Genomic DNA, 19202 nt, shown 5'->3' with positions numbered 1-19202 from the left:
GGGGGCCGGAGACGAGCAGCACACGCCGCAGGACGCGGACGCACGAGCGGCCCTCGCGAGGGCACGGAAGGAGCGGACCATGGGCGACCCATCCGAGGAGATCACCGCGCGGGGCGAGGCGCGTGGCGACGGCACGCGCGCGGTGCGGGCCGGGCTGCCCGAGCCGGCCGCGTACGAGCCGACGCTGCCCGGGCCCGTCTTCGCCGCCCACTTCCACCTGCCCGGCGAGGCGGACCCGCTGGGCGGCCCGTACACCTACGGCCGGGACACCAACCCGACCTGGACGCTCCTTGAGCGGGCGCTCACCGAACTGGAGTGCCCCGCCGAACCGGGCCCGGCCGGCCCCGACGCGCCGCCGCGACCCGAGACCGTCGTCTTCGCCTCCGGTGCCGCGGCGATGTCGGCCGTGCTCTTCTCGCAACTGCGCCAGGGCGACACCGTCGTGCTGCCCTCCGACGGCTACCACCTGCTGCACGCGCTGCGCGACCGGCTCACCGGCTACGGCATCACCGTGCGCACCGCCCCCACCGGCGGCGACGCGCAGCTTCCGCTTCTCGACGGGGCGCGGCTGCTGTGGCTGGAGACACCGTCCAACCCGAACCTCGACGTCTGCGACGTCCGGCGGCTGGCCGCGGCGGCTCACGAGCAGGGCGCGCTGGTGGCGGTCGACAACACGTTGGCCACTCCGCTCGGCCAGCGCCCCCTCGCGCTCGGCGCCGACTTCTCGCTGGCCAGCGGCACCAAGGCGGTCACGGGCCACGGCGACCTGCTGCTCGGCTACGTCACCTGCCGCACCCCCGAACTGGCCGCCGACGTACGGGCCTGGCGCAAGAGCGTGGGCGCCGTCCCGGGCCCGATGGAGACCTGGCTCGCCCACCGTTCGCTGGCCACCCTCCAACTCCGCGTCGACCGGCAGGCGGTGACCGCACTGGCCCTGGCGCGCCTGCTGCTCGACCGGCCCGACGTCACCGGCGTACGCCACCCCGGCCTGCCCGGGGACCCCGCGCACGAGGTGGCGAAGCGGCAGATGCGGCACGGTCGCTACGGGTGCGTGGTGTCCTTCGCCCTCCCCGACCGCGCCCACGCCCAACGGTTCCTGGGCGCACTGCGCCTGGTGAGCGACGCGACGAGCTTCGGCGGCGTGCGGTCGACCGCCGAGCGGCGCGAGCGGTGGGGCGGGGACGACGTACCGGAGGGCTTCATCCGCTTCTCGGTCGGCGTGGAGGACACGGCCGACCTCCTCGCGGACGTACGACAGGCCCTGGACGCGGCGGCCGACAGGGCCGCGACGTAGGAAGAGGGGCGGGGTGCAGGGGGATGAGGTGCGGGGGGCCTGCGGTGGCGCGGCGCCGGCTGCCGCTGGGTGGCCGCGATGGCCGCGCGGGGGCGGGTGTCGCGGGCGGGGGCGGGGGCGGGTGTCGCGGGCGGCGGGTGCGCGGAGGGGGCGGACTCGCGGGAGTCGGGCCCACCCACGCGGTGGCGGGCTCGGGTCTGACGGGCTCGGGTGTGGCCGGCCTGAAAGCAGTGCAGGCTGGCAGAACCTCCCCCCTCGTGGCTCTGCCAGCCACGGTTCAACGCTCATCGAACCGCGCGACCTAGGCTAGTTGACTCTGCGTCAGTGTCCAATCACCCTAGCGACATGAAGCTATCGACATATTTATAGTTGGGGTACGGCGGGGCGACCAATACTGAGGGGAATCGATGGACCTGGCCCTGCTCCGTACGTTCATCGCGGTCTACCGCGCGGGCTCGCTGACTCGCGCGGCCACGCTGCTGGGGCTGTCGCAGCCGGCCGTCACCGGTCAGATCCGTTCGCTGGAACGGCAGTTGGGGCGCCCCCTCTTCATCCGCAAGGCCCGTGGCGTCACCCCCACCAGCGCCGCCGACGAACTCGCGCAGCGGTCCGCGCCGCACATCGACGCGCTCCTGGAGATCACCGAGTCCGACAGCGCGGACGTCACCGCCCGGCGCACGCTGCACCTCGGCGGGCCGCCGGAGTTCACCACCCTGCGCGTGCTGCCCGCGCTCGCCCACCTCGCGCTGGACGGCCTCGACATCCGCGCCGCGTTCGGCACCGCCGACGAGATGTTCACCGGCCTGTCCGCCAACCAGTACGACCTGGCCATCACCACGGTCCAGCCGCGCGGCCGACTGCTGACGGCGACGCCGCTGTGCGACGAGGAACACGTGCTGGTCGCCGCCCCGCGCTGGGCCGCGCGGCTCGGCGCGTCCCTGCTGCGCGCGGGCGGCGGCCCGGCGGTGCTGCACCGCGCGCTGGAGCCGGTGCCGATGGTCGAGGTGCACGAGAGCCTGCCCCTGGTCACCTCGTACTGGGCGGCGGTGTTCGACGCGCCCGTCACCGCCTCCGCCACGATCATCGCGCCCGACCTGCGGGCCGTACTCGCCTGCGTCATGGCGGGTTCGGGAGTGGCCGTCCTGCCGCGCTACCTGTGCATGGAGGCGCTGGACAAGGGCGAGGTGGTGGCGCTCATCGACCCACCGGTGCCGCCCCTCCGCACGTACTTCCTGGTCAAACGCACCGGCTCACCGGCCCCGCACCTCGCCCGCGCCCACGAGTGGCTGCTCCGCGCCGCCGTCGACTGGTGAGGCGGCTGGTGCGGAGAGTGGGGAGGGGGGAGTGGGGAGCGGGCCGGGGAGCCGGTTGCTGGGCCGGCTGGTCGCGGGGGCCGCGCGCGAGCAGTCGGCGGTCGACCGGCGCCGGCGGGAACGGGCGGGGGAGCGGAGTGCGCGGCGGGCGCGGAGTGTGCGGCGGGCGCCGGTGTGCGGGCTCTACCAGGCCGGGAGGGGTTTCGCGAGGCGGCGCGCGCGGCAGACCTCCCCTATGACCGAACGGCCTGTGGTCAAGCGCACCGCCCGCGCCATCCTGCTCGACGGCGACCTCGACGCCGACGCCACGCCCCAACTCGTCCTGATCAAGCGGACCAAGCCCGGCGAGGCCCCGTACTGGATCACGCCGGGTGGCGGCGTGGAGCCCGAGGACCCGACGGTCATCGACGCCCTGCACCGCGAGATGGACGAGGAACTCGGGGCCAAGGTGACCGACGTGGTGCCCGCCTTCGTGGACACCGTGCCGATCGACGCGGCCCGCGACACCCTCCCCGAGCAGGGCATTCCCGACCAGGGCGTCAAGGTCCAGCACTTCTTCGCCTGCCGACTCGCCTCGATGGACCTGTCCAGGCGGCACGGCCCCGAGGTGGACGCCCCGCGCGGCGAGTACGAGGTGGTGCGGGTGCCGTTCACCCGTGAAGGCATCGCCTCGGTGGGCGTGGTGCCGTCGTCGCTCCGCGACTACCTCGACGCCAACATCGAGGGCGTACGGGCGCTGCTCGCCGGCGACCTCGGCTGACGCGCCTCGCCCCGGCCGACGTACGCTCCTCGGCCGCTTCGGCCCGCGGCTCCCCGCCCGGAGGCTAGGCGGGGTGCGGGCCTGATGGGCGCGGGCCGATGCGGGCATGGTCCGTCGGTGAGTGCCCCGCCGGAGTGTGGTCCGTCGCGGGTTGATCGGCGTTGAGCGGAGGCTTGGGCGCGGAGTGCGGCCCGACGAACCAGCCCGCGAACGGCTCCCGCTCCCCCTCCCCGGCCGCGAGCGGCTGCCGCGCGCGGTCCAACACCCGCTCCACCGTCTCCTGCCACACCTGGCGGTCCTGGTCCCAGTGCCGGCGCCGACCCTCCTCCCGAACCCCCTGCCCTTCCCACGGGACACGCTCCCGCCGCTGGTCAGGGCCCGCACCGATCGCCGGCACGGGCGGGTTCGGCGTGCCGACCGGCGGCTGAGCCTCCTCGGGTACGCCACCGGTTAACGGCCCGGGCGAGCCCGCCGGCTGGGCGAACCCCGCCAGCGGAGCCGGGGCCAGGGCCGGCGGCTCGGGCAGGAGCGGGGGCTGGGGCAGGGGTGGCGGCTGCGGCAGGTGCGCAGGTTGCGGCGGTGCGAACGCGCCTGCTGCGGGTGATGGCGGGGCCGGTGGCCAGGGCGGCACCGGGGGGCCGGTCACGAGGAGGGGGTCGTTCGGAAGCGGGGGATCGGCCGGGAGCGGTGGATCGCTCAGGAGCGGCATGTCATTCGGGAGCGACAGGGCGTTCCCGAGCGGTGGGTCGTTCGGGAGCGGTGGGGGCGGGGGCCATCCCACGGCATCGGCGGCGCCGGCCGTGGAGGCATCCCAGCGTCGCGCGTCGAGCGGGGGCGGCGACGTGGTCGGCAGGTCGTCCCTGTCACGGAGGTCTTCGGATGAGGCAGACACGGAGGGTTCGGCCGCCGCCCGACCGGACGCCTGACTCTGCGGGCGCCGGTGACCGGTGAGCTGGCTCCGGGACAACTGGGCGGTGGGCCGGTCCCACGCTTGTTGCGAGAAGTCGGCTGGTTCCCAGGGTTGTTGCTGGTCAAGAGGTTGGTCCTGGCTCTGCCGCTGGGCGGCGGGCTCGTCCTGGCCCTGTGCTTGCGGCCGCTCGGCGAACTCGTCCCAGGGTCGCTCGCCCACGACTGGCGGGTGTTGGTGCGGGTCCTGTCCCTGGTGTGGAGGCTGGTCTTGCTGCTGAGGCTGCTGCTGGCGTGGAGGCTGTTGCTGGGTGAGCGGCTGGTCCTGGGGGTGCTGGGCAGCGGGTGTTCGGGGCTCGTCTCCGTGCGGGGCGGGCGCCTGGGGCTGGGGCTGGGGAGGGGCCTGCGAGGTGTGGGGGGCGTGGGGTCGGGGCTCCGCGACGCGGTCGGCGGAAGCCGGGCGCGGGTCCTGCTTGCGGCCCCGGCCCGGCCCGCGACGGTCCTGGCCACGGCGGGCGCGCGCGGCGGCGGCCGTACCGAAGTAGTCGCCGCCCTTGCGCCGGTTGTCGTCCGTGCCCCAGGCCCGCCCCTCGCCGTGCGGCGGGCGCTCCACCTTGGCCAGGTGCGGGATGTGCTTGGAGCAGTGCACGTACGCCTCGTCGACGGTCACCTCGACCCACACCGCGGCGCGCCGGCCCGGCACCGGGTCGACCGGCAGGTGCGGGCGCTCGGCGCGCATGTCGTCGTCCGCGACCACCCGGGCCCGACCGTTGATGTGCAGGCCGATCCGGTCCTGTTGGAAATCGAGCAACAGCAGGGCTACGTGCGGGTTCTCCTCGATGTTTCCCAGGCTCGCGAAGACGCCGTTCCCCCGGTATTCGGGATAGGCGACGGTCCGGTCGTCCAACACCTGGAGGAATCCCGGAGATCCGGCCCGGAACGTGTTGTCGCATTCCCCCTTGCCGTCCGAGGTCGCCAGGAAGAACATCTCCTGGCGCCGCACGAACTCCCGCATGCGCGCGTTGAGGTGGCCGAGCATCTGCTCGTCGTAGAACCGCTCGGCCCTTTCCTCACTGCCGAGCCGTTCCTGCAGCACGCGCTCGCCACGACTGCCCCACGCCTGTTCGGGCTGGCCAGGGGCGTCCCGATCGGATTCCGCGCGTATGCGGCGTTCCTCATCGGGCGCGGTTTCCCGTTGGTGGTCCGGTGTGCCCTCAACGGTGCGTTCCGGCCCGGTCTCCACGTATTCCACAGTTTCGAGTCCTCATTCGCTCCTCGTCCCCCGCCCTTACGCCCCGCACCGTCGCCGCGCCGTCGGCTAATCGAGCGCCCCCACCAGTTCCTCGAGCGAATCGTGGCGGATGCGGTGCCGCGGTATGCCGATTCCGCGCAGGGTGCTCACGCCGCTGCGTATCAACCCGGGCGGTCCCGAGAGATAGGCGTCGAAGGCGTTCCACGGCCCGTACTTCCGCACCGCGTCGGGGAGCGGTCCGCGTAGTCCGCTGGTGGGCCCGTCCGATATGACGGGGCGCACCGAAAGCCACGGATGCTCGCGCTCAAGGCGCGTCATGGTCTCGATGTCGTAGAGGTCGTGGTCGCTGCGGGCGCCGTAGAAGACCTCGACCGGGCGCTGTCTGCCGTGTACGGCGACGTCTTCGACGAGCGCCTTGATCGGCGCGATGCCGGTTCCGCCGCCGAGGCACAGCAGTCCGTTGTCCGTCTCGTGGTCGACCACCATCGAGCCGGCGGGCGCGCCGAGTTTGATCACGTCACCGGGGTTGGCGTGGTGCACCAGGGAGGTGGAGACCCAACCGGCCGGGACGGCCTTGACGTGGAACGACAACAGCCCGTCCGAACGCGGTGCCGACGCGAACGAGTAGTGCCGCCACACCCGCGGCCACCAGGGCGTCTCCAGGCTCGTGTACTGGCCGGCGCGGAACGGGTACGGCTGGTCGGGGCGCACCGTGACCACCGCGATGTCGGGCGTGCGCAGCTCGTGGCGCACGATCTCGGCCTGCCACCAGGCCGGCGCGTGCAGCTCGTTCTCGGCCGCGGCGTCGATCATCGTCTGCGAGATCGTGGTGTACGCCCGCACCCACGCGGCCTCCGCCGCCTCGCCCCAGGTGTTCGGCGCATACCGGGCCAGCGCGCCGAGCAGGCTCTCGCCCACCGCCGGGTAGTGCTCCGGCTGGGTGCCGTACTTGCGGTGGCCCCGGCCGAGGTGCGTGAGGTACTCCTCGAGGAGCGCCGGCTCGTCGGCGTGCCGCGCGGACGTGAGCAGCGCCTTGAACAGCCGGTCGCGCTGCGCGTCCATGGCCGCCGGGAACATCTCCCGCAGCTCCGGGTGGTTGAGGAAGAGGAGCGCGTAGAAGTGCGAGGTCACCTTGTCCGAGATGGGCTCGATCTCGGACAGCGTGCGCCGGATGAGCTGGGTGTTGGCCGACGCGCTCTCCGGCAGGTCCGCGAACGCCCCGGCCGGCCGCGCGGCATGACCCGCCGGTTCTTCACCGAGCGGCGAGCCGAACCCCGGACGGCTCAGCGGCGAACCGGGCCCCGGCTCCCCGGCGCCTGGCGGCGGCACCGCGGCGGCGCGCAGGGCGATGTCGGCACCGCCGGCGTAGCGGGTGGCGTCGGGGGAGCGGGCAGCATCGGAGAAGCGGGAGCCGTCGGGGGAGGGGTTCGCCTCCGGGCCGCTGTCAGGACGGCGCGCCGGCACCGGCCGCAGTCCGTCGGGACCGGTCTGACCAGCCCCTTCCAGGGTTCCCGGACGCGCCGCGCGCGGCTCACTGGCCGGTGCGACGGGGTGGTCGGTCGGTACGGAGGGGCGTCCGGCCGGTGCGGTGGGGCTGGCGGGTGAGGGGGCCGCCGCCCGCTCGGTCGCGGGCACGAGGCCGGCCGCGCGGCGCGCGGGGGCCGGCGCGGCATCGGCGGCCCGTCCGGCGGCGGGCGCGGGCGCGGAGCGCGGCGCGGAACTGGCGGTGATCGCCTCCGCTTCCGGCGCGGGGCGCATCACGGGCACCGCCCCGGTCAGGCGTACGTCGCGCTCGGCGGGCGCCGACGACGCGGCGGGCGACGCGGCTGGGCCCGCGTCGGGGTGCCCGGGTGAACCGGGGTGGGCCGGGCTCGCCGCCGTGCCGGCCGCCGCCCCACGCTGGTGTGGCTCGGCGGCGCGCTGGTGCTCCCGCTGCTGTGCCGGGGCCGCCTCGTACGGGCCGGGGCGCGGCGCGGGCGCTGGGGCACCCTGAATCGCCCCGCGACCCACCGGCCTGATGGCCGCCACGGAACGGCCGCGGGCTCGGGCGCCCTCGGCCTCGGTCGCCGCGCGCGGTGCCGCCCCGTCGTCCGGGCCGCTCGCCGGGTCCGCGCTCACCGGGCCGCGCTGGCCCCGGGCGGGCGCGTCGGCTACCTGCCTGGTCGGAGTGAACCAGCCTCGTTCACGGTTCTCGCCATGGGTGTCGCCAGAACCACCGGACTCGCTGTCGTCGGCTGACGTGGTGGTCGGAGCGTTCATGGTTGCCTCGCCTCGAACATCTCTCTGCCGGACTTCGTCAGTCTGCGTCGCTGTCGGTCTTGGCCGTCGCGGCCTCACCCGCCGTCACGGCGAGCCACCGACACCGCACGCTCTCTCGGTCCCGCCGCCCCTCTCCCTCCCTGTCCGGGGGACCCCCTTGTTCAGCGACACACGTACGGTGGGCGACGCGCGCCGCCCACTCGTATCACCGCCCCCTGACATCTCACGCATATCGCGCGGGGGTCAGTTCCCGAACCGTGCCTCAGACCTCTCACGCGTACCGCCCGTCCCCTGCCGGCCGTCCCGCTCCGCGCTCTCCGATCCAAGCGGCGATACGCCCTGGTGCGTGGCGCTTCGTCGGCCAGCGTGGCACCCCTCGCCCACGGCCCGCGGCAATAGCCTGAACTCCCGGTTCCCGTACTCCCGTTCCCGCTAAGCTGGGCTCACCGGTGTACCCCACGGGGGTGCCGATGGCGTTCTTACGTTCGAACGGGGTTGACCATACCCGCCCCGGTTGAATGCACAAGTCCCGTGCCAGCCGGCCCTTATGTCCGTCTTATCAGGGCAGGGGGCGGCGGTTGCTGGTCAATTCGTACGCGTCGCGCAGATCGCGCCCCACATAGGCATATGAGGCGATTCCCGCCAGGTGCCGGTCGGCGTTGACCGCGACAGATGTCGGCAGCACGGCGAACAGCTCGGCGTCCGACATGGAGTCTCCATACGCCACACATTCCGACCGCGTCACCCCGAATCTCTCACATAGTTCATCCGCGATCTTCACCTTGGCCGTCGGATTGAGAATGCCGTCCGGTCGCACCGGCTCCCGGAAGGGGACGGCCGGAAACACCGAACCGTAGGTCGCGTGCGCTCCCCACTCCAGCAGGCGTCGCACGAAGAAGTCCGGCGACAGCGATATCACCGCACACCGTTCGCCGCGCGCCGTGATATCCGCCCATACCTCGCGTATTCCGTCCAGCCAGGGCGCCCCCTCGAACGCGAGCGCCACCTGTTCCTCCGTGAGCTCCGCCCACAACTCGCGCACGCGCAGGGCGAACTCCGGTGGCCCCAGCACCTGGCGCGCGAACGCCCGCTCCAGGTCGGCGATCTCCTGCTCGAGGCCCAGTTGTCGAGAGATCTCGACGGGCGCGGCCGACCCGTACATCAGCGTCCCGTCGAGGTCGAACAGATGAAGTCTGGTCATGTCCGCCGAGCGTAAGCGCACCGCGGACCGTGGCACCGCCCCCTTGTTCCTCTGGCCGCTTCGTCGTGCCGCTCTCTCTGTTTCTCCCCTTGCCGCCTCGCCCGCTCTTGTCCGCGTGGCGCGCCCCGCGCCTGGCCTCGCCGGCCGTGGACAGGTCGGCTCGGAACGCCGGCGGTGGCGGGCGGACTGCTCCCCGTGGAGGCTCCGTGGATACTCCCGCTGTGCGACGCCGCGCGGGGCTGGCGACGGCACCGTGAGGAACATGCGTCAGCTCACCAGACCCACCCGTCGTGCCGTTCTCGTCATCCATGTCGTCGTCTCCGTCGGCTGGCTCGGGGTGACGTGCGGACTGCTCACCCTCGCCGTCGCGGGGGCGGCCACCGACTCGGCCGAGGCCGCCGAGGCCGCGTACCGGGCGATGAAGGTGTTCGGTGACTGGTTGGTCATTCCGCTGAGCCTGTTGGCGCTGGTCAGCGGGCTGGTCCTGGCTCTGGGCACGCCCTGGGGGCTCGCTCGGCATCGCTGGGTCTACACGAAGTTCTGGCTGAACCTCGCCACCGCGGGGTTGTCCGCGTTCGCCCTGCGGGGCCACATCAACGAGGTGGCGGCCCAGGCGAGCGCCGGTGGCCACGTGGCGAACCCGGCCGACGTGATCATCCCGCCCGCGGTGGCCCTGGCCACCTACGTGTTCATCACGGCCATCTCCGTGCTCAAGCCCTGGGGGCTGACGGCCAGGGGCCGCCGGCACCGGCGTGTCAGGTGGTGAGGTCCGCCGCCGAGTGAGGCGCCGCGTCGCTCGCCGACGTCCGCACGGTGGGGCCGCTCGCCCCGGCGGACTCGGCCTCCGCGCCCGCCACCGCCGGCCCGCCGGTCCGCACGACGCGGCTCCGTGGGGCCCGGCGCTCGCCGTCCTGCCGGCGCTCCAGCCAGGCCGCGAAGACCGCGACGCCCAGGGCCGACAGCGCCAGGCCCACGCCGACCACGTTGGGCGCCGTGTACCCGAAGCCGGCGGATATGACGAGCCCACCGAGCCACGCGGCGAGTGCGTTGCCGAGGTTGAAGGCGGCGATGTTGGCCGCCGACGCCACGGTGGGGGCCTCGGCGGCGTGGTCCATGACCCGCTTCTGGAGCGGCGGCACGGTCGCGAAGCCGAAGAGGCCGATCAGCACGAGGGTGATCGCCGCGAGGACCTTGTGGTGGGCGGTGAGGGTGAACAACCCGAGCACCGTGGCGAGGCCGACGAGGCTCGCGTAGAGCAGCGGCATCGCGTGGCGGTCGGCGTACCGGCCTCCGATCACGTTGCCGGCGACCATGCCGACGCCGAAGAGCGCGAGCAGCCACATCACGCTGGACTCGGCGAAACCGGCCGTCTCCGTCATCATCGGCGTGACGTAGGTGATGGCCGCGAACACGCCGCCGAAGCCCAGCACCGTCATCGTCATGGCGAGCCAGACCTGCGGGTTACGGAAGGCGCCGAACTCCTTGCGCAGCTCGGGCGTCGCCGGCTCGGGACGGGCCGGGACCAGCTTGGCGATGCCGAGCAGGCCGAGCACCCCGAGCGCCGCGACGATGAAGAAGGTGACGCGCCAACCCGCGTGCTGACCGATCAGCGTGCCGGGAGGGGCACCGATGACGTTGGCGAGCGTCAGCCCCATGAACATGCTGGCGATGGCGCCGGCCCGCTTGTTCGGGGCCACCAGGTCGGCGGCGACCACGGACCCGACACCGAAGAACGCTCCGTGCGTGAACGAGGCGAGCACCCGCCCCACGAGCAGCACGCCGAACGCCGGCGCCAGCGCGGTGAGCAGATTGCCCGCGATGAACAGGCCCATCAGCATCAGCAGCATCTGCTTGCGGGTCAGCCGCGTGCCGATCGCCGTCATGAACGGCGCCCCGACCACGACCCCCAGGGCGTACCCCGTGACCGCGAAGCCCGCGGTCGGGATCGACACCCCGAAGGAGTCCGACACCTCGGGGAGCAACCCCATGATCACGAACTCGGTCGTGCCGATGCCAAAGGCACCGATAGCCAGGGCCAGGAGTGCGAGCGGCATAACAGCACCCTCCAAAACGTTGCGCACAGCAGGTACGAGCACACACAATAATTGCAGGCGCGGGTTAATTGCAAGCGCGGGCTATTTCACGGGTGGCCTATCCTGGTTCGTACGACACCGAAGGGGGCGTCTCATGGCACACCAGCTCGGCTCGGCCACGGATCTCCGGCAGCACGCGGACCAGGGCGAGGTCCACCACCCGGATCGCGACCAGACCCCGGCCCCAGCCGCCCAGCGGACGGGCCAGACTCCCAGCAGGACCGCCAGCCCCTCGCCGCGCTCCCCCTCAGCGGATGGGGAGTCGGCTCACACGGGGGAATCGGGCCCCGCGCCGGAGGCCGAGCGCGACGACCCGCCCGCACCGCCCGGGCGTGCCCTGGCTCACAGTTGGTGCGCGCTGTCCGCGCTGCACAGCCGCCTTGAGGCGCACATAGAGCGCGCGCTGGAGGCCGCGGCGGAGCTGAGCGTGCGGGAGTACTCCGTGCTCGACGTGCTGAGCGAACAGCACGACGGCGAGGGCGGCCACCTGCGCATGAACCAGCTCGCGGACGTCGTCGTACTGAGCCAGAGCGCCACGACGCGCCTGGTCAGCCGGTTGGAGGAGCGTGGCCTGCTGGTCCGCTACCTCTGCCCGACCGACCGTCGGGGCATCTACACGGACGTCAGTGACGATGGCCGGAAGCTGCTGGAGCGAGCGCGGCCGGTGCATGACGCCGCGCTGCGAGAGGCCCTCCAGGAGGCCGCCAAACGACCCGAACTGGCGCCTTTGGTCACGGCTGTCCGTACTTTGGGGCCGGCATCGAAACCCGTATGACCGGGGCGTAGCCTCCGGATCATGAGCGATTTCGAGCAGTCCGGGGCGGCGGTCGAGTTTCGGCGGGTGCAGGCGGAGGACCTTCCCGCCATCGTGGCGATGTTGGCCGACGACGCCCTCGGCGCCCAGCGCGAGTCGCCCGCCGACCTCACGCCGTACCAGGCGGCCTTCGAGCGGATCGCCGCCGACCCCAACCAGTGGCTGCTCGCGGCCGTCCGCGACGGTCGCCTGGTGGGCACGCTGCAACTCACGTTCGTCCCCGGCCTGTCCCGGCGCGGCGCGACCCGCTCGATCATCGAGGGAGTGCGCGTCCACGGCGACGAGCGCGGCAGCGGGCTCGGCACCCAGATGATCGAGTGGGCCATCGACGAGTCACGCCGTGCGGGCTGCCAGTTGGTGCAACTCACCTCGGACGCGACGCGCATCGACGCGCACCGCTTCTACGAGCGGCTCGGCTTCGAGGCGTCCCACCTCGGGTTCAAGCTGCAACTCTGAACGGTCGGGAGCGGTCCGGAGCGGTCGAAAACGAGTCGGGCCGGGCCGGGTTGGCCGATGGGCCGGGCTGGATCGCGGGTCGGGTCGAAGTGTCGTGCGTGCGGTGGGCGGACCGGGCCGCACGGGGCCGGATCGAGCCGGAACGGGGACGGGCTTCGGCCCGCCGTCGGAACGGCGGGCCGAAGCGACACCCTGGGGACCTTGGGCGATCAGTGTGGGTGAGCGGGCGGGCGGCGGGGCGTAAGCGAGTGATCGCGGTCGTTCAGATGGTGTCGAGATCGATCGCCTCGGCCATGGCGCGGTAGCCGGCGTCGTTCGGGTGCTTGTGGTCGCCGCTGTCGTACGCGGGGTCGAGTGCCAGCGGGTCCGCGGGGTCGGCCAGCGCGGCGGCGAAGTCGACGTACGCGTCGAACTCGCCGGACGCGCGTATCCACGTGTTGATCTGCTGCCGCTTCGCTTCGGCGCGCGGCGTGTGGTACTCCGCTCCCTTGAACGGCAGGATCGTCGCGCCCACCACGCGCACCCCCTTGGCGTGTGCTCGGGCGATCAACTCGCGGTAGGCGTCGATCAGTTCCGTGGCGGAGAGTTGCGGATTCGGCTTGTAGGTGGGCAGGTCCACCTCGCTGAAACCGATGTCGTTGAGTCCCTCGAAGACGATCACCGAACTCACTCCGGGCTTGTCCAGCACGTCCCGTTCGAAGCGGTCCAGGGCCCGGTCCCCGTACCAGGCCGAGTCGTTGAGCAGCAGGTTTCCGCCGATTCCCGCGTTGAGCACCGGGCGCGCTCGGCCGGCGGCCGACAGCCGCTCGGCGAGTTGGTCCGGGTAGCGCTTGTTGGCGTCCACGGTGGAGCCGTACCCGTCGGTGATCGAATCGCCGAACGCGACCACGGCTCCTCGCCGGGACGCGCCGGGACGCGACACGCCGCCGGGGGCGTCGGGGTTGGCACCGCCGCCCGCCTGGTTGGCGATTCGCCCTGTATGCGGCGTGTGTGTCGATCGATCGCCGGTCAGCTCGACGTCGGAGAGGTAGTACCAGGAGCGGGTGCGCTCGCCGAACGCGGAGCCGGTGCGGTCCCCACGGTGGTCCCCCGGCGCGCGGTAGCTGTGGGCGTACGCCTGCGCGTGGAAGGTCGCGGGGCCGGTGGGCTTGGCGAAGTACAGCGTCACCGTCACCGTGTCGAAGGCGCTGACCCGCAGCGGGGCCGCGTCGCTCGCGCCCTCGCCGCCGGCCGGGATCGTCACCGACGGGCGGTTGCCGAACGTCAGCTTCCGCAGCGTCTGGGGCCGCACGGCCGCGCCGCCGGCGCTGCGTGCGATGGTCGCGCCGGAGATCCTGAGCGGCTGTTCGCCGTAGCGGTTGGAGAGCTTGATCCGCGCCGCGCTGCCGCCGCCGGTGACCCGTACGACCTGGCGCACGGTCTGGCGGTCGAAGCCGGCCTCGGACCAGTTCTCCTCGAAGCCGGCGCTCGGCCGCTGCACGGGCGCCGCCCACCCCGCCGACCAGGTCGTGGCCGCCCGAGCGCGATCCGTATCGGTGGTGCCGGCGGGTGTCTGCGGCGTGGCCGTGGCCCGGGGGCGGGCGCCGGCCACGCCCGATGTGGCGAGCACGGCGGTGAGTGCGACGAGGGAGATGGCAAGACGCGACGACGCGGAACGCATGGCTGTCCTCCTGGGTGGGGATGGGGCGCGGCGCGAGTGCGGTGGGTCCGCGGTGGCCTCGCGAGCCGCCTGGGGAACAGCCTGTGGTGCGCCGGGCGCGCCACCCAGCCACCGCCGGCGCGTAGGTCGGCCGTGCGTACGCCCGCGCTGCGTACCACCGTCAGGGTCAGGCTGCGCGCCCTCGCGCGCGCACGGCGCTGACCAGCGAATGTGCGCCTGGCCGGGCGATCTCTGACCGCGACCACCCCGCCGCGGCGGTGGGCGGCGGGGTGGTCGACTGCGGGTCTGCGGGTCTGTGGGTCTGCGGGCCTGCGCCCGCGGGTTCGCGAGTCTGTGGGTCTGCGGGCCTTTGGTCGGTGCGGTGTGCGCAGCCGGGGTGGGGCGTGCGGCCCGTGTCGTACGAGCCCTTGTGGCCGGTGGAGTGCGCCGGCGCGGGGCCGTGCGTGGGCGAGGTGGGCGCGCACTGCCCCGGGCTTCAAGTGATCAGCCGGTAGCTGTCAGATGGTTGCCGTCAGGTGGTGACCATCGGTCGGTAGCGGTCAGGTGGCGGACATGGTGGCGTGGCGCTCGCGCAGGCGCGTCCCGTATGCGATCGGCTTCGGTCGGCGTCCCGTACGCGATCGGTTGCGGTCGGATGGGGTCAGAAGCCGCGCCAGCCCTCCGGGTCGAGCGTGCCCGGGACCGACTCCGCAGGCTCGTAGGGCTTCCGGGAGAAGACGAAGGTGCCCAGGTCGAGATGGGTCTCCGGGTTCGTGGCTCCGGTGTGGCTCGGTTGTTCGGTGCGCACGACGCGCAGCGTCTCTCCGGCGTAGTAGCCGTCGAGCCCGATCCAGGTGCCGTCCGGCTCCGGGCGGAAGCGGGAGCCGCGCCCGCCGCCCCGCAACGGGGCGAGTTCCAGCCAGCGTTCGGCGCGCAGTCGCAGCAGGAAGGGGGTGGTGCCCCAGTACCAGGCGCCGGTCAGCGCCAGGAGTTCCGAGTCCACGTCGGGCAGCGGGCGCCACGGCTCGGGGATGGGCGGTTCGTGCCGCGCGACGATGCCGATGAGGTCGGCGACGAGAGTGCCGATGGACGGCCCCGAGGTGGCGTTGGCCAACGCGACGCCGGCAAGGTTCTCGTCCGGGCTGACCCACACCGTGCTGAGGAAGCCGGGCATGGAACCGGTGTGGCCGAAAAGGAGCCGGCCGTCCCTGCGGACCACCTGTAGTCCCAACCCGTAACTGTCGTCCCACGCCGCACCCTCCGGCGCGCTCGCGGGCCGGCGCATTTCGGCCAGCGTCGCCGCGCTGAGCACGCGGTCATCGCCCCGCGCGAGGAACACCACATAGCGGGCCAGATCCGCCGCCGTTGACCACAGCTGCCCCGCGGGTCCCATCACTCCCATGTCCTCGACGGCCTCGCGCTGCATCACGTCCGCCCACGGATGCACCGCCCAGCCATGCGCGTGCGGGGCCTCGGGCGTGGCGGACGTACGGGTCATGCCGAGCGGCACCAGCACCTCGCGGCGCAGCACCTCGTCCCACGGGGCGCCACGCAGCTGCTGAACCAGGGCGCCGAGGAGCGCGTATCCGGGGTTGGAGTAGTGGAACGTGTGGCCCGCGGGGTGACGGTGGGGGTGCTCGCCGAACACATCGCCCAGCTCCGGGCGCAGGTCACCCGGGGTCCGCTCCCACCACGGGCCGGGCGCCTCGGCGGCGAGGCCGCTGCGATGGGCCAGCAGTTGGGCGATGGTCGCGTCGCCCACGGACGGATCGGCCCCCTCCGCCGCGAGCCGGTCGGCCAGGTGCGCGCGGATCGGGTCGGCCAGATCGAGCAACCCCTCGTCGCGCAGCCGCATCACGAGAACCGCCACCAGCGACTTGGTGATCGAGCCGATGCGGTACTGCGTGTCGGTGTCGGGCACCTGATCGGCCAGCGCGCTTCGCGCCCCCGACCACACCAACTGTCCGTCCCGCACCACCGCCCCCACCAGTGACGGGGTGCGACCCTCGGCCTGCCCGACCGCGAGGCGGTGCAGCAAGGCGCGACGAGTGGCGGGAAGAAGTTCATCGAACGGGGCGGTCTCGGTCATGGTGCTCCTGTCGGCGATCGAACCTGCGGGTCCCGACCTCGGACCTTAGCCACCGGGTCGCCCACGCCGACACCGAGAATCGGGGCACGGCGTTCGCTTGGCCATTCACCTGGTCATTCGCTCGGTGGTCTGCTTGGTGATGCGCTTCGTCATCTGTTCGGTCGTCCGGCCGGCCGCTCGCCCCGTTCCCCGGCCCGGTCGACCGGGCGCGTCGGAGAGCCGCGCGGGGCTGCGCGGCTTGGGGACTCGGCGGCTCGGCGGCTCGGCGGCTCGGCGGCTCGGCGGCTCGGCGGCTCGGCGCGGAGTCGTACGTGCGAGGCGTACGGTTCGCCTTGCGATCGGGACATGTCCGATTCCTTCAAGACCCTGCCCGCTCCGCCTACCTAACGTGACCCCATGACACCTCGATTCGATCTCATCGGCATGGTCGTGGACGGCATGGCCGCCACGCTCGCCTTCTACCGCCGCCTCGGTCTCAGCATCCCAGCCGACGCCGACGACCAACCGCATGTCGAGGCGGAGTTGCCCGGCGGAACGCGGATCGCCTGGGACACCGTGGCGACCGTACGGTCCTTCGATCCCGACTGGACCCCGCCACAGGGCGGAGGACACCGGCTTGGCCTGGCGTTTCTGTGCGACGGCCCGGGCGAGGTCGATGCGCTCTACGCGGAGCTGACGCGGGACGGGTACGCCGGTCACAAGGCGCCGTGGGACGCGCCGTGGGGGCAGCGGTACGCGGTGCTCCGCGACCCGGACGGAAACACGGTGGACCTCTTCGCTCCGCTGGGTGCGGTGGCGTCCTAAGAGACGCGCTCGACCCTCGCCTGGGTGACGTTGCGGTTTTCTGCTCTGTCGACCTGGTCGGCCGGGTATGAACGGCCCGGCGGTTTGGGTGTCGGGCTGACCTGGGTGATCTGGGTGGCCCGGGTGGTTTGGGTGGCCTGGGTTGAGCGTGCGGGCTGTGCCCAACGTGGAGGTGCCCGCACTAGGGCGCCCGCGCATCGGCACGCGCCCTCGCGACGCGCCCCCGTCGTGGCGCGCTAGTTATTCGGCGGCCAGCAGTTCCGTCACCGGCACGCCCGCCAGCGCGCGCACCTCCCGGGCGAGGTGCGCCTGGTCCGCGTACCCGACGCGGGCCGCTACCAGGGCAAGTGGCTCGCCCGCACGGGCCAGCTCCAGCGCGTGACCCATCCGCAACACCCTGGCCAGGGTCTTCGGCCCGTATCCGAACGCGTCCAGGCATCTGCGCCGAAGCTGCCGCTCGCTGAGCCCGATGTCCCGCGCCAGGGCGGCAACCGTGCCACCGGCGCGCAACCCGCGTACCACCCGCGCGTGCGGCAGCGACGACTGTCCGTCGCGCGCCCGCCCGGCCCGTAGCCGCTCGGTGACGGCCCCCTCCAACGCCTCTGCCCGGGCCGCCGCCGGCACGGCCGCCATTCGCTCGGCCAGCCGTGCGGCCTCCGCCCGCGACCACACCTCGTCCAAGGGCACCCGCTCGTCCCGCAGGGCCGACGCGGGCAGGCCGAACACGGCGGGGCCCACGCCGGGCGCGAGCCGTAGCCCGGTGTGCGCCGCCCCGGGCCGGTCGACGACGAGGTGTGCCCGGGTGTCGGGCCCCGCCACGAGCAGCCGGCCCGCGGACCAGATCAGGTCCGTGCACCCGTCAGGCAACACCCGTGCGACGCCGCCCGCCCCAGCTCCGGCACGGCGCTCCCACACCACCGTCCCCGCATGTCGCGAGCGCCACTCTCGGTACATGCCACCAGCATGCCTCGGCAGCGACCCGCACCTCGTCACGGGAGGTCCGAGGGGCGGGCCACCAGGTGTGCCCCTCGATATCGACGGGCGTGAGCGCCCCCCGACCCCTTGGTACATTGCCGGCCCGGCTCCCCACGCGTCCCAGGTGGGCAGCCCGGCCAGAGCACGCGCCGGCCATGACGACGCCCACCACCGGGGCGGGTGGCCGACCGGCCGGCCGTCGCCAGCAGGCGGAACCCCTGAGGAGAGAAGTGAGCCCCGAAACGCAGGCCGAGTCGACTCCACGGACCGGCGCGACGCTGGACGCAGCGGCATGGCTGGCGTCGGCCAGCATCGACCCTGCCGTGGCGGCCCTACGCCCCGACTACCACGCCCTGCTCATCACGGCCGAGGGACTGCGCCCCGGGCCGAGCGACGCGTTCAGCGAGGAGATGCTCGCGCGGGCCGAGGTCACCGCGCGCGAGCGCATCGGTGACGGGCCGCTGGAGGAACACCCGCACATCGCCGCCTGGCGCGAGGCGTTCCGTTCCTTCGGCGCCAAGCCGCAACGCACGCGACCCAGCGCGGAGGCCCTGCTGCGACGGGCCGCCGACGGGTTGCCCCGCGTGGACCGGCTGACCGACATCTACAACGCCGTGTCGGTGGGCCACTTCCTGCCGCTGGGCGGCGAGGACCTCGACCACTACGCGGGCCCGGCACGACTGGTGCGCGCTGACGGCACGGAGGTCTTCGACACCACGGCGGGCGGCGAGCCTGCCACCGAGCACCCCGCCGCCGGCGAAGTCGTCTGGCGTGACGACCTGGGTGTGACCTGCCGCCGCTGGAACTGGCGCCAGTGCACCCGTACCCGACTGACCCACGACACCACCCGCGCCCTCTTCATCCTGGACGCCCTCGGGGCAATGGACGACCAGGCCCTTTCGGCGGCGGGTGACGCGCTCACCGATGCGCTGACCACCAGCAGCCCCGAGGTGAAGATCAACACGCGGCTGCTGCGCGCCTCTGCGGCCTGACCTCGCCGTCTGCGGCTCCGGCCCCACCCGCCGCTTCGTCACGTTCAGGCCCGCCCTGCCTTCGTCCTGCCGTCGCCCCGCCAGCTCGGCGCCCGGTGCCCGGTGCCCGGTGCCCGGTTCCTGCGCCGCGTCGTGCCAGGGCGGCGGGCGGGGAGTCGGGGGGCGGGGGGGCTGCCGGGCGGTGGTGTGGTCTGGCATGGCCTGGCGGCGGGCGGGTTCGGCTCGGCCGGAGCCGGCCCTGCGGCCCGGCTTGCCGTGGCGGTCGGTACGCCGATCCAACGGGCTAGTCCGGTGGCCCGGCTCGGCAACAGGCTGGCTCGGCGAACAGATTGACTCGGTAGCGTGCGCGGCGTTG

Annotated in this window: 15 protein-coding genes; 8 read left to right on the top strand and 7 right to left on the bottom strand. The window is 73.3% G+C overall.

Going from position 1 to position 19202, the window contains the following annotated elements; all coding sequences use genetic code 11:
• Positions 1-79 precede the first annotated feature (79 nt).
• The 3 genes from H7H31_RS16550 (at position 80) to H7H31_RS16540 (ending at position 3367) form a co-directional block, all read left to right on the top strand.
• Positions 80-1294 carry a cystathionine gamma-lyase gene (locus tag H7H31_RS16550; RefSeq protein WP_187060334.1) on the top strand — a complete coding sequence of 405 codons (1215 nt, stop codon included), beginning with the start codon at positions 80-82 and terminating at the stop codon, positions 1292-1294.
• Positions 1295-1701: 407 nt separating this feature from the next.
• A complete protein-coding gene (locus H7H31_RS16545; RefSeq protein WP_187059757.1) occupies positions 1702-2607 on the top strand; it encodes a LysR family transcriptional regulator in 906 nt (301 codons plus the stop codon).
• 235 nt (positions 2608-2842) lie between these two features.
• On the top strand, positions 2843-3367 hold the full coding sequence (locus H7H31_RS16540) for an NUDIX domain-containing protein (RefSeq protein WP_187059756.1): 525 nt from the start codon (positions 2843-2845) through the stop codon (positions 3365-3367).
• 64 nt (positions 3368-3431) lie between these two features.
• Here H7H31_RS16540 and H7H31_RS34790 read toward each other — a convergent pair whose 3' ends face one another.
• The 3 genes from H7H31_RS34790 to H7H31_RS16525 form a co-directional block, all read right to left on the bottom strand.
• Positions 3432-5525: a pyridoxamine 5'-phosphate oxidase family protein gene (locus tag H7H31_RS34790; RefSeq protein WP_308284272.1), complete on the bottom strand. Its 2094-nt coding sequence runs from the start codon at positions 5523-5525 to the stop codon at positions 3432-3434.
• A gap of 66 nt (positions 5526-5591) precedes the next feature.
• Positions 5592-7784 carry a globin domain-containing protein gene (locus H7H31_RS16530; protein ID WP_187062233.1) on the bottom strand — a complete coding sequence of 731 codons (2193 nt, stop codon included), beginning with the start codon at positions 7782-7784 and terminating at the stop codon, positions 5592-5594.
• Positions 7785-8343: 559 nt separating this feature from the next.
• Positions 8344-8985: an HAD family hydrolase gene (locus H7H31_RS16525; protein ID WP_187062232.1), complete on the bottom strand. Its 642-nt coding sequence runs from the start codon at positions 8983-8985 to the stop codon at positions 8344-8346.
• Between the two features lie 262 nt (positions 8986-9247).
• On the opposite strand from H7H31_RS16525, the gene H7H31_RS16520 reads away from it, so the two are divergent.
• Positions 9248-9751, top strand: a complete 504-nt coding sequence (locus tag H7H31_RS16520; RefSeq protein ID WP_187062231.1) for a DUF2269 domain-containing protein — start codon at positions 9248-9250, stop codon at positions 9749-9751.
• Here the strand turns inward: H7H31_RS16520 and H7H31_RS16515 are convergent.
• Positions 9741-11039, bottom strand: a complete 1299-nt coding sequence (locus H7H31_RS16515) for an MFS transporter (protein ID WP_187062230.1) — start codon at positions 11037-11039, stop codon at positions 9741-9743. The two genes, H7H31_RS16520 and H7H31_RS16515, sit on opposite strands and share 11 nt — an antisense overlap.
• A gap of 376 nt (positions 11040-11415) precedes the next feature.
• On the opposite strand from H7H31_RS16515, the gene H7H31_RS33975 reads away from it, so the two are divergent.
• Positions 11416-11853 carry a MarR family winged helix-turn-helix transcriptional regulator gene (locus tag H7H31_RS33975; protein WP_232110314.1) on the top strand — a complete coding sequence of 146 codons (438 nt, stop codon included), beginning with the start codon at positions 11416-11418 and terminating at the stop codon, positions 11851-11853.
• 21 nt (positions 11854-11874) lie between these two features.
• Positions 11875-12348 carry a GNAT family N-acetyltransferase gene (locus H7H31_RS16505; RefSeq protein WP_187062228.1) on the top strand — a complete coding sequence of 158 codons (474 nt, stop codon included), beginning with the start codon at positions 11875-11877 and terminating at the stop codon, positions 12346-12348.
• A 262-nt stretch (positions 12349-12610) separates the two neighbouring features.
• Here the strand turns inward: H7H31_RS16505 and H7H31_RS16500 are convergent, their stop codons facing one another.
• Both H7H31_RS16500 and H7H31_RS16495 read right to left on the bottom strand, forming a co-directional pair.
• Positions 12611-14008 carry an SGNH/GDSL hydrolase family protein gene (locus H7H31_RS16500; protein WP_187062227.1) on the bottom strand — a complete coding sequence of 466 codons (1398 nt, stop codon included), beginning with the start codon at positions 14006-14008 and terminating at the stop codon, positions 12611-12613.
• Between the two features lie 640 nt (positions 14009-14648).
• On the bottom strand, positions 14649-16076 hold the full coding sequence (locus H7H31_RS16495) for a serine hydrolase domain-containing protein (RefSeq protein WP_187062226.1): 1428 nt from the start codon (positions 16074-16076) through the stop codon (positions 14649-14651).
• Between the two features lie 396 nt (positions 16077-16472).
• Here H7H31_RS16495 and H7H31_RS16490 point away from each other — a divergent pair, with 396 nt between their 5' ends.
• Positions 16473-16880 carry a VOC family protein gene (locus H7H31_RS16490; RefSeq protein WP_187062225.1) on the top strand — a complete coding sequence of 136 codons (408 nt, stop codon included), beginning with the start codon at positions 16473-16475 and terminating at the stop codon, positions 16878-16880.
• Positions 16881-17120: 240 nt separating this feature from the next.
• Here the strand turns inward: H7H31_RS16490 and H7H31_RS16485 are convergent, their stop codons facing one another.
• On the bottom strand, positions 17121-17834 hold the full coding sequence (locus H7H31_RS16485; protein WP_187062224.1) for a helix-turn-helix transcriptional regulator: 714 nt from the start codon (positions 17832-17834) through the stop codon (positions 17121-17123).
• 299 nt (positions 17835-18133) lie between these two features.
• Between H7H31_RS16485 and H7H31_RS16480 the strand changes: the two genes are divergently transcribed.
• Entirely contained in the window at positions 18134-18847 is a 714-nt protein-coding gene (locus tag H7H31_RS16480) for a B3/B4 domain-containing protein (RefSeq protein ID WP_254391368.1), read from the top strand.
• The last annotated feature ends 355 nt before the right edge of the window (positions 18848-19202 follow it).

This window comes from Streptomyces buecherae, from assembly GCF_014295035.1.
Classification (GTDB): domain Bacteria; phylum Actinomycetota; class Actinomycetes; order Streptomycetales; family Streptomycetaceae; genus Streptomyces; species Streptomyces youssoufiensis.
Note: the sequence above shows the minus strand (reverse complement) of the source record. Positions and strands in the feature narration are given on the sequence as shown.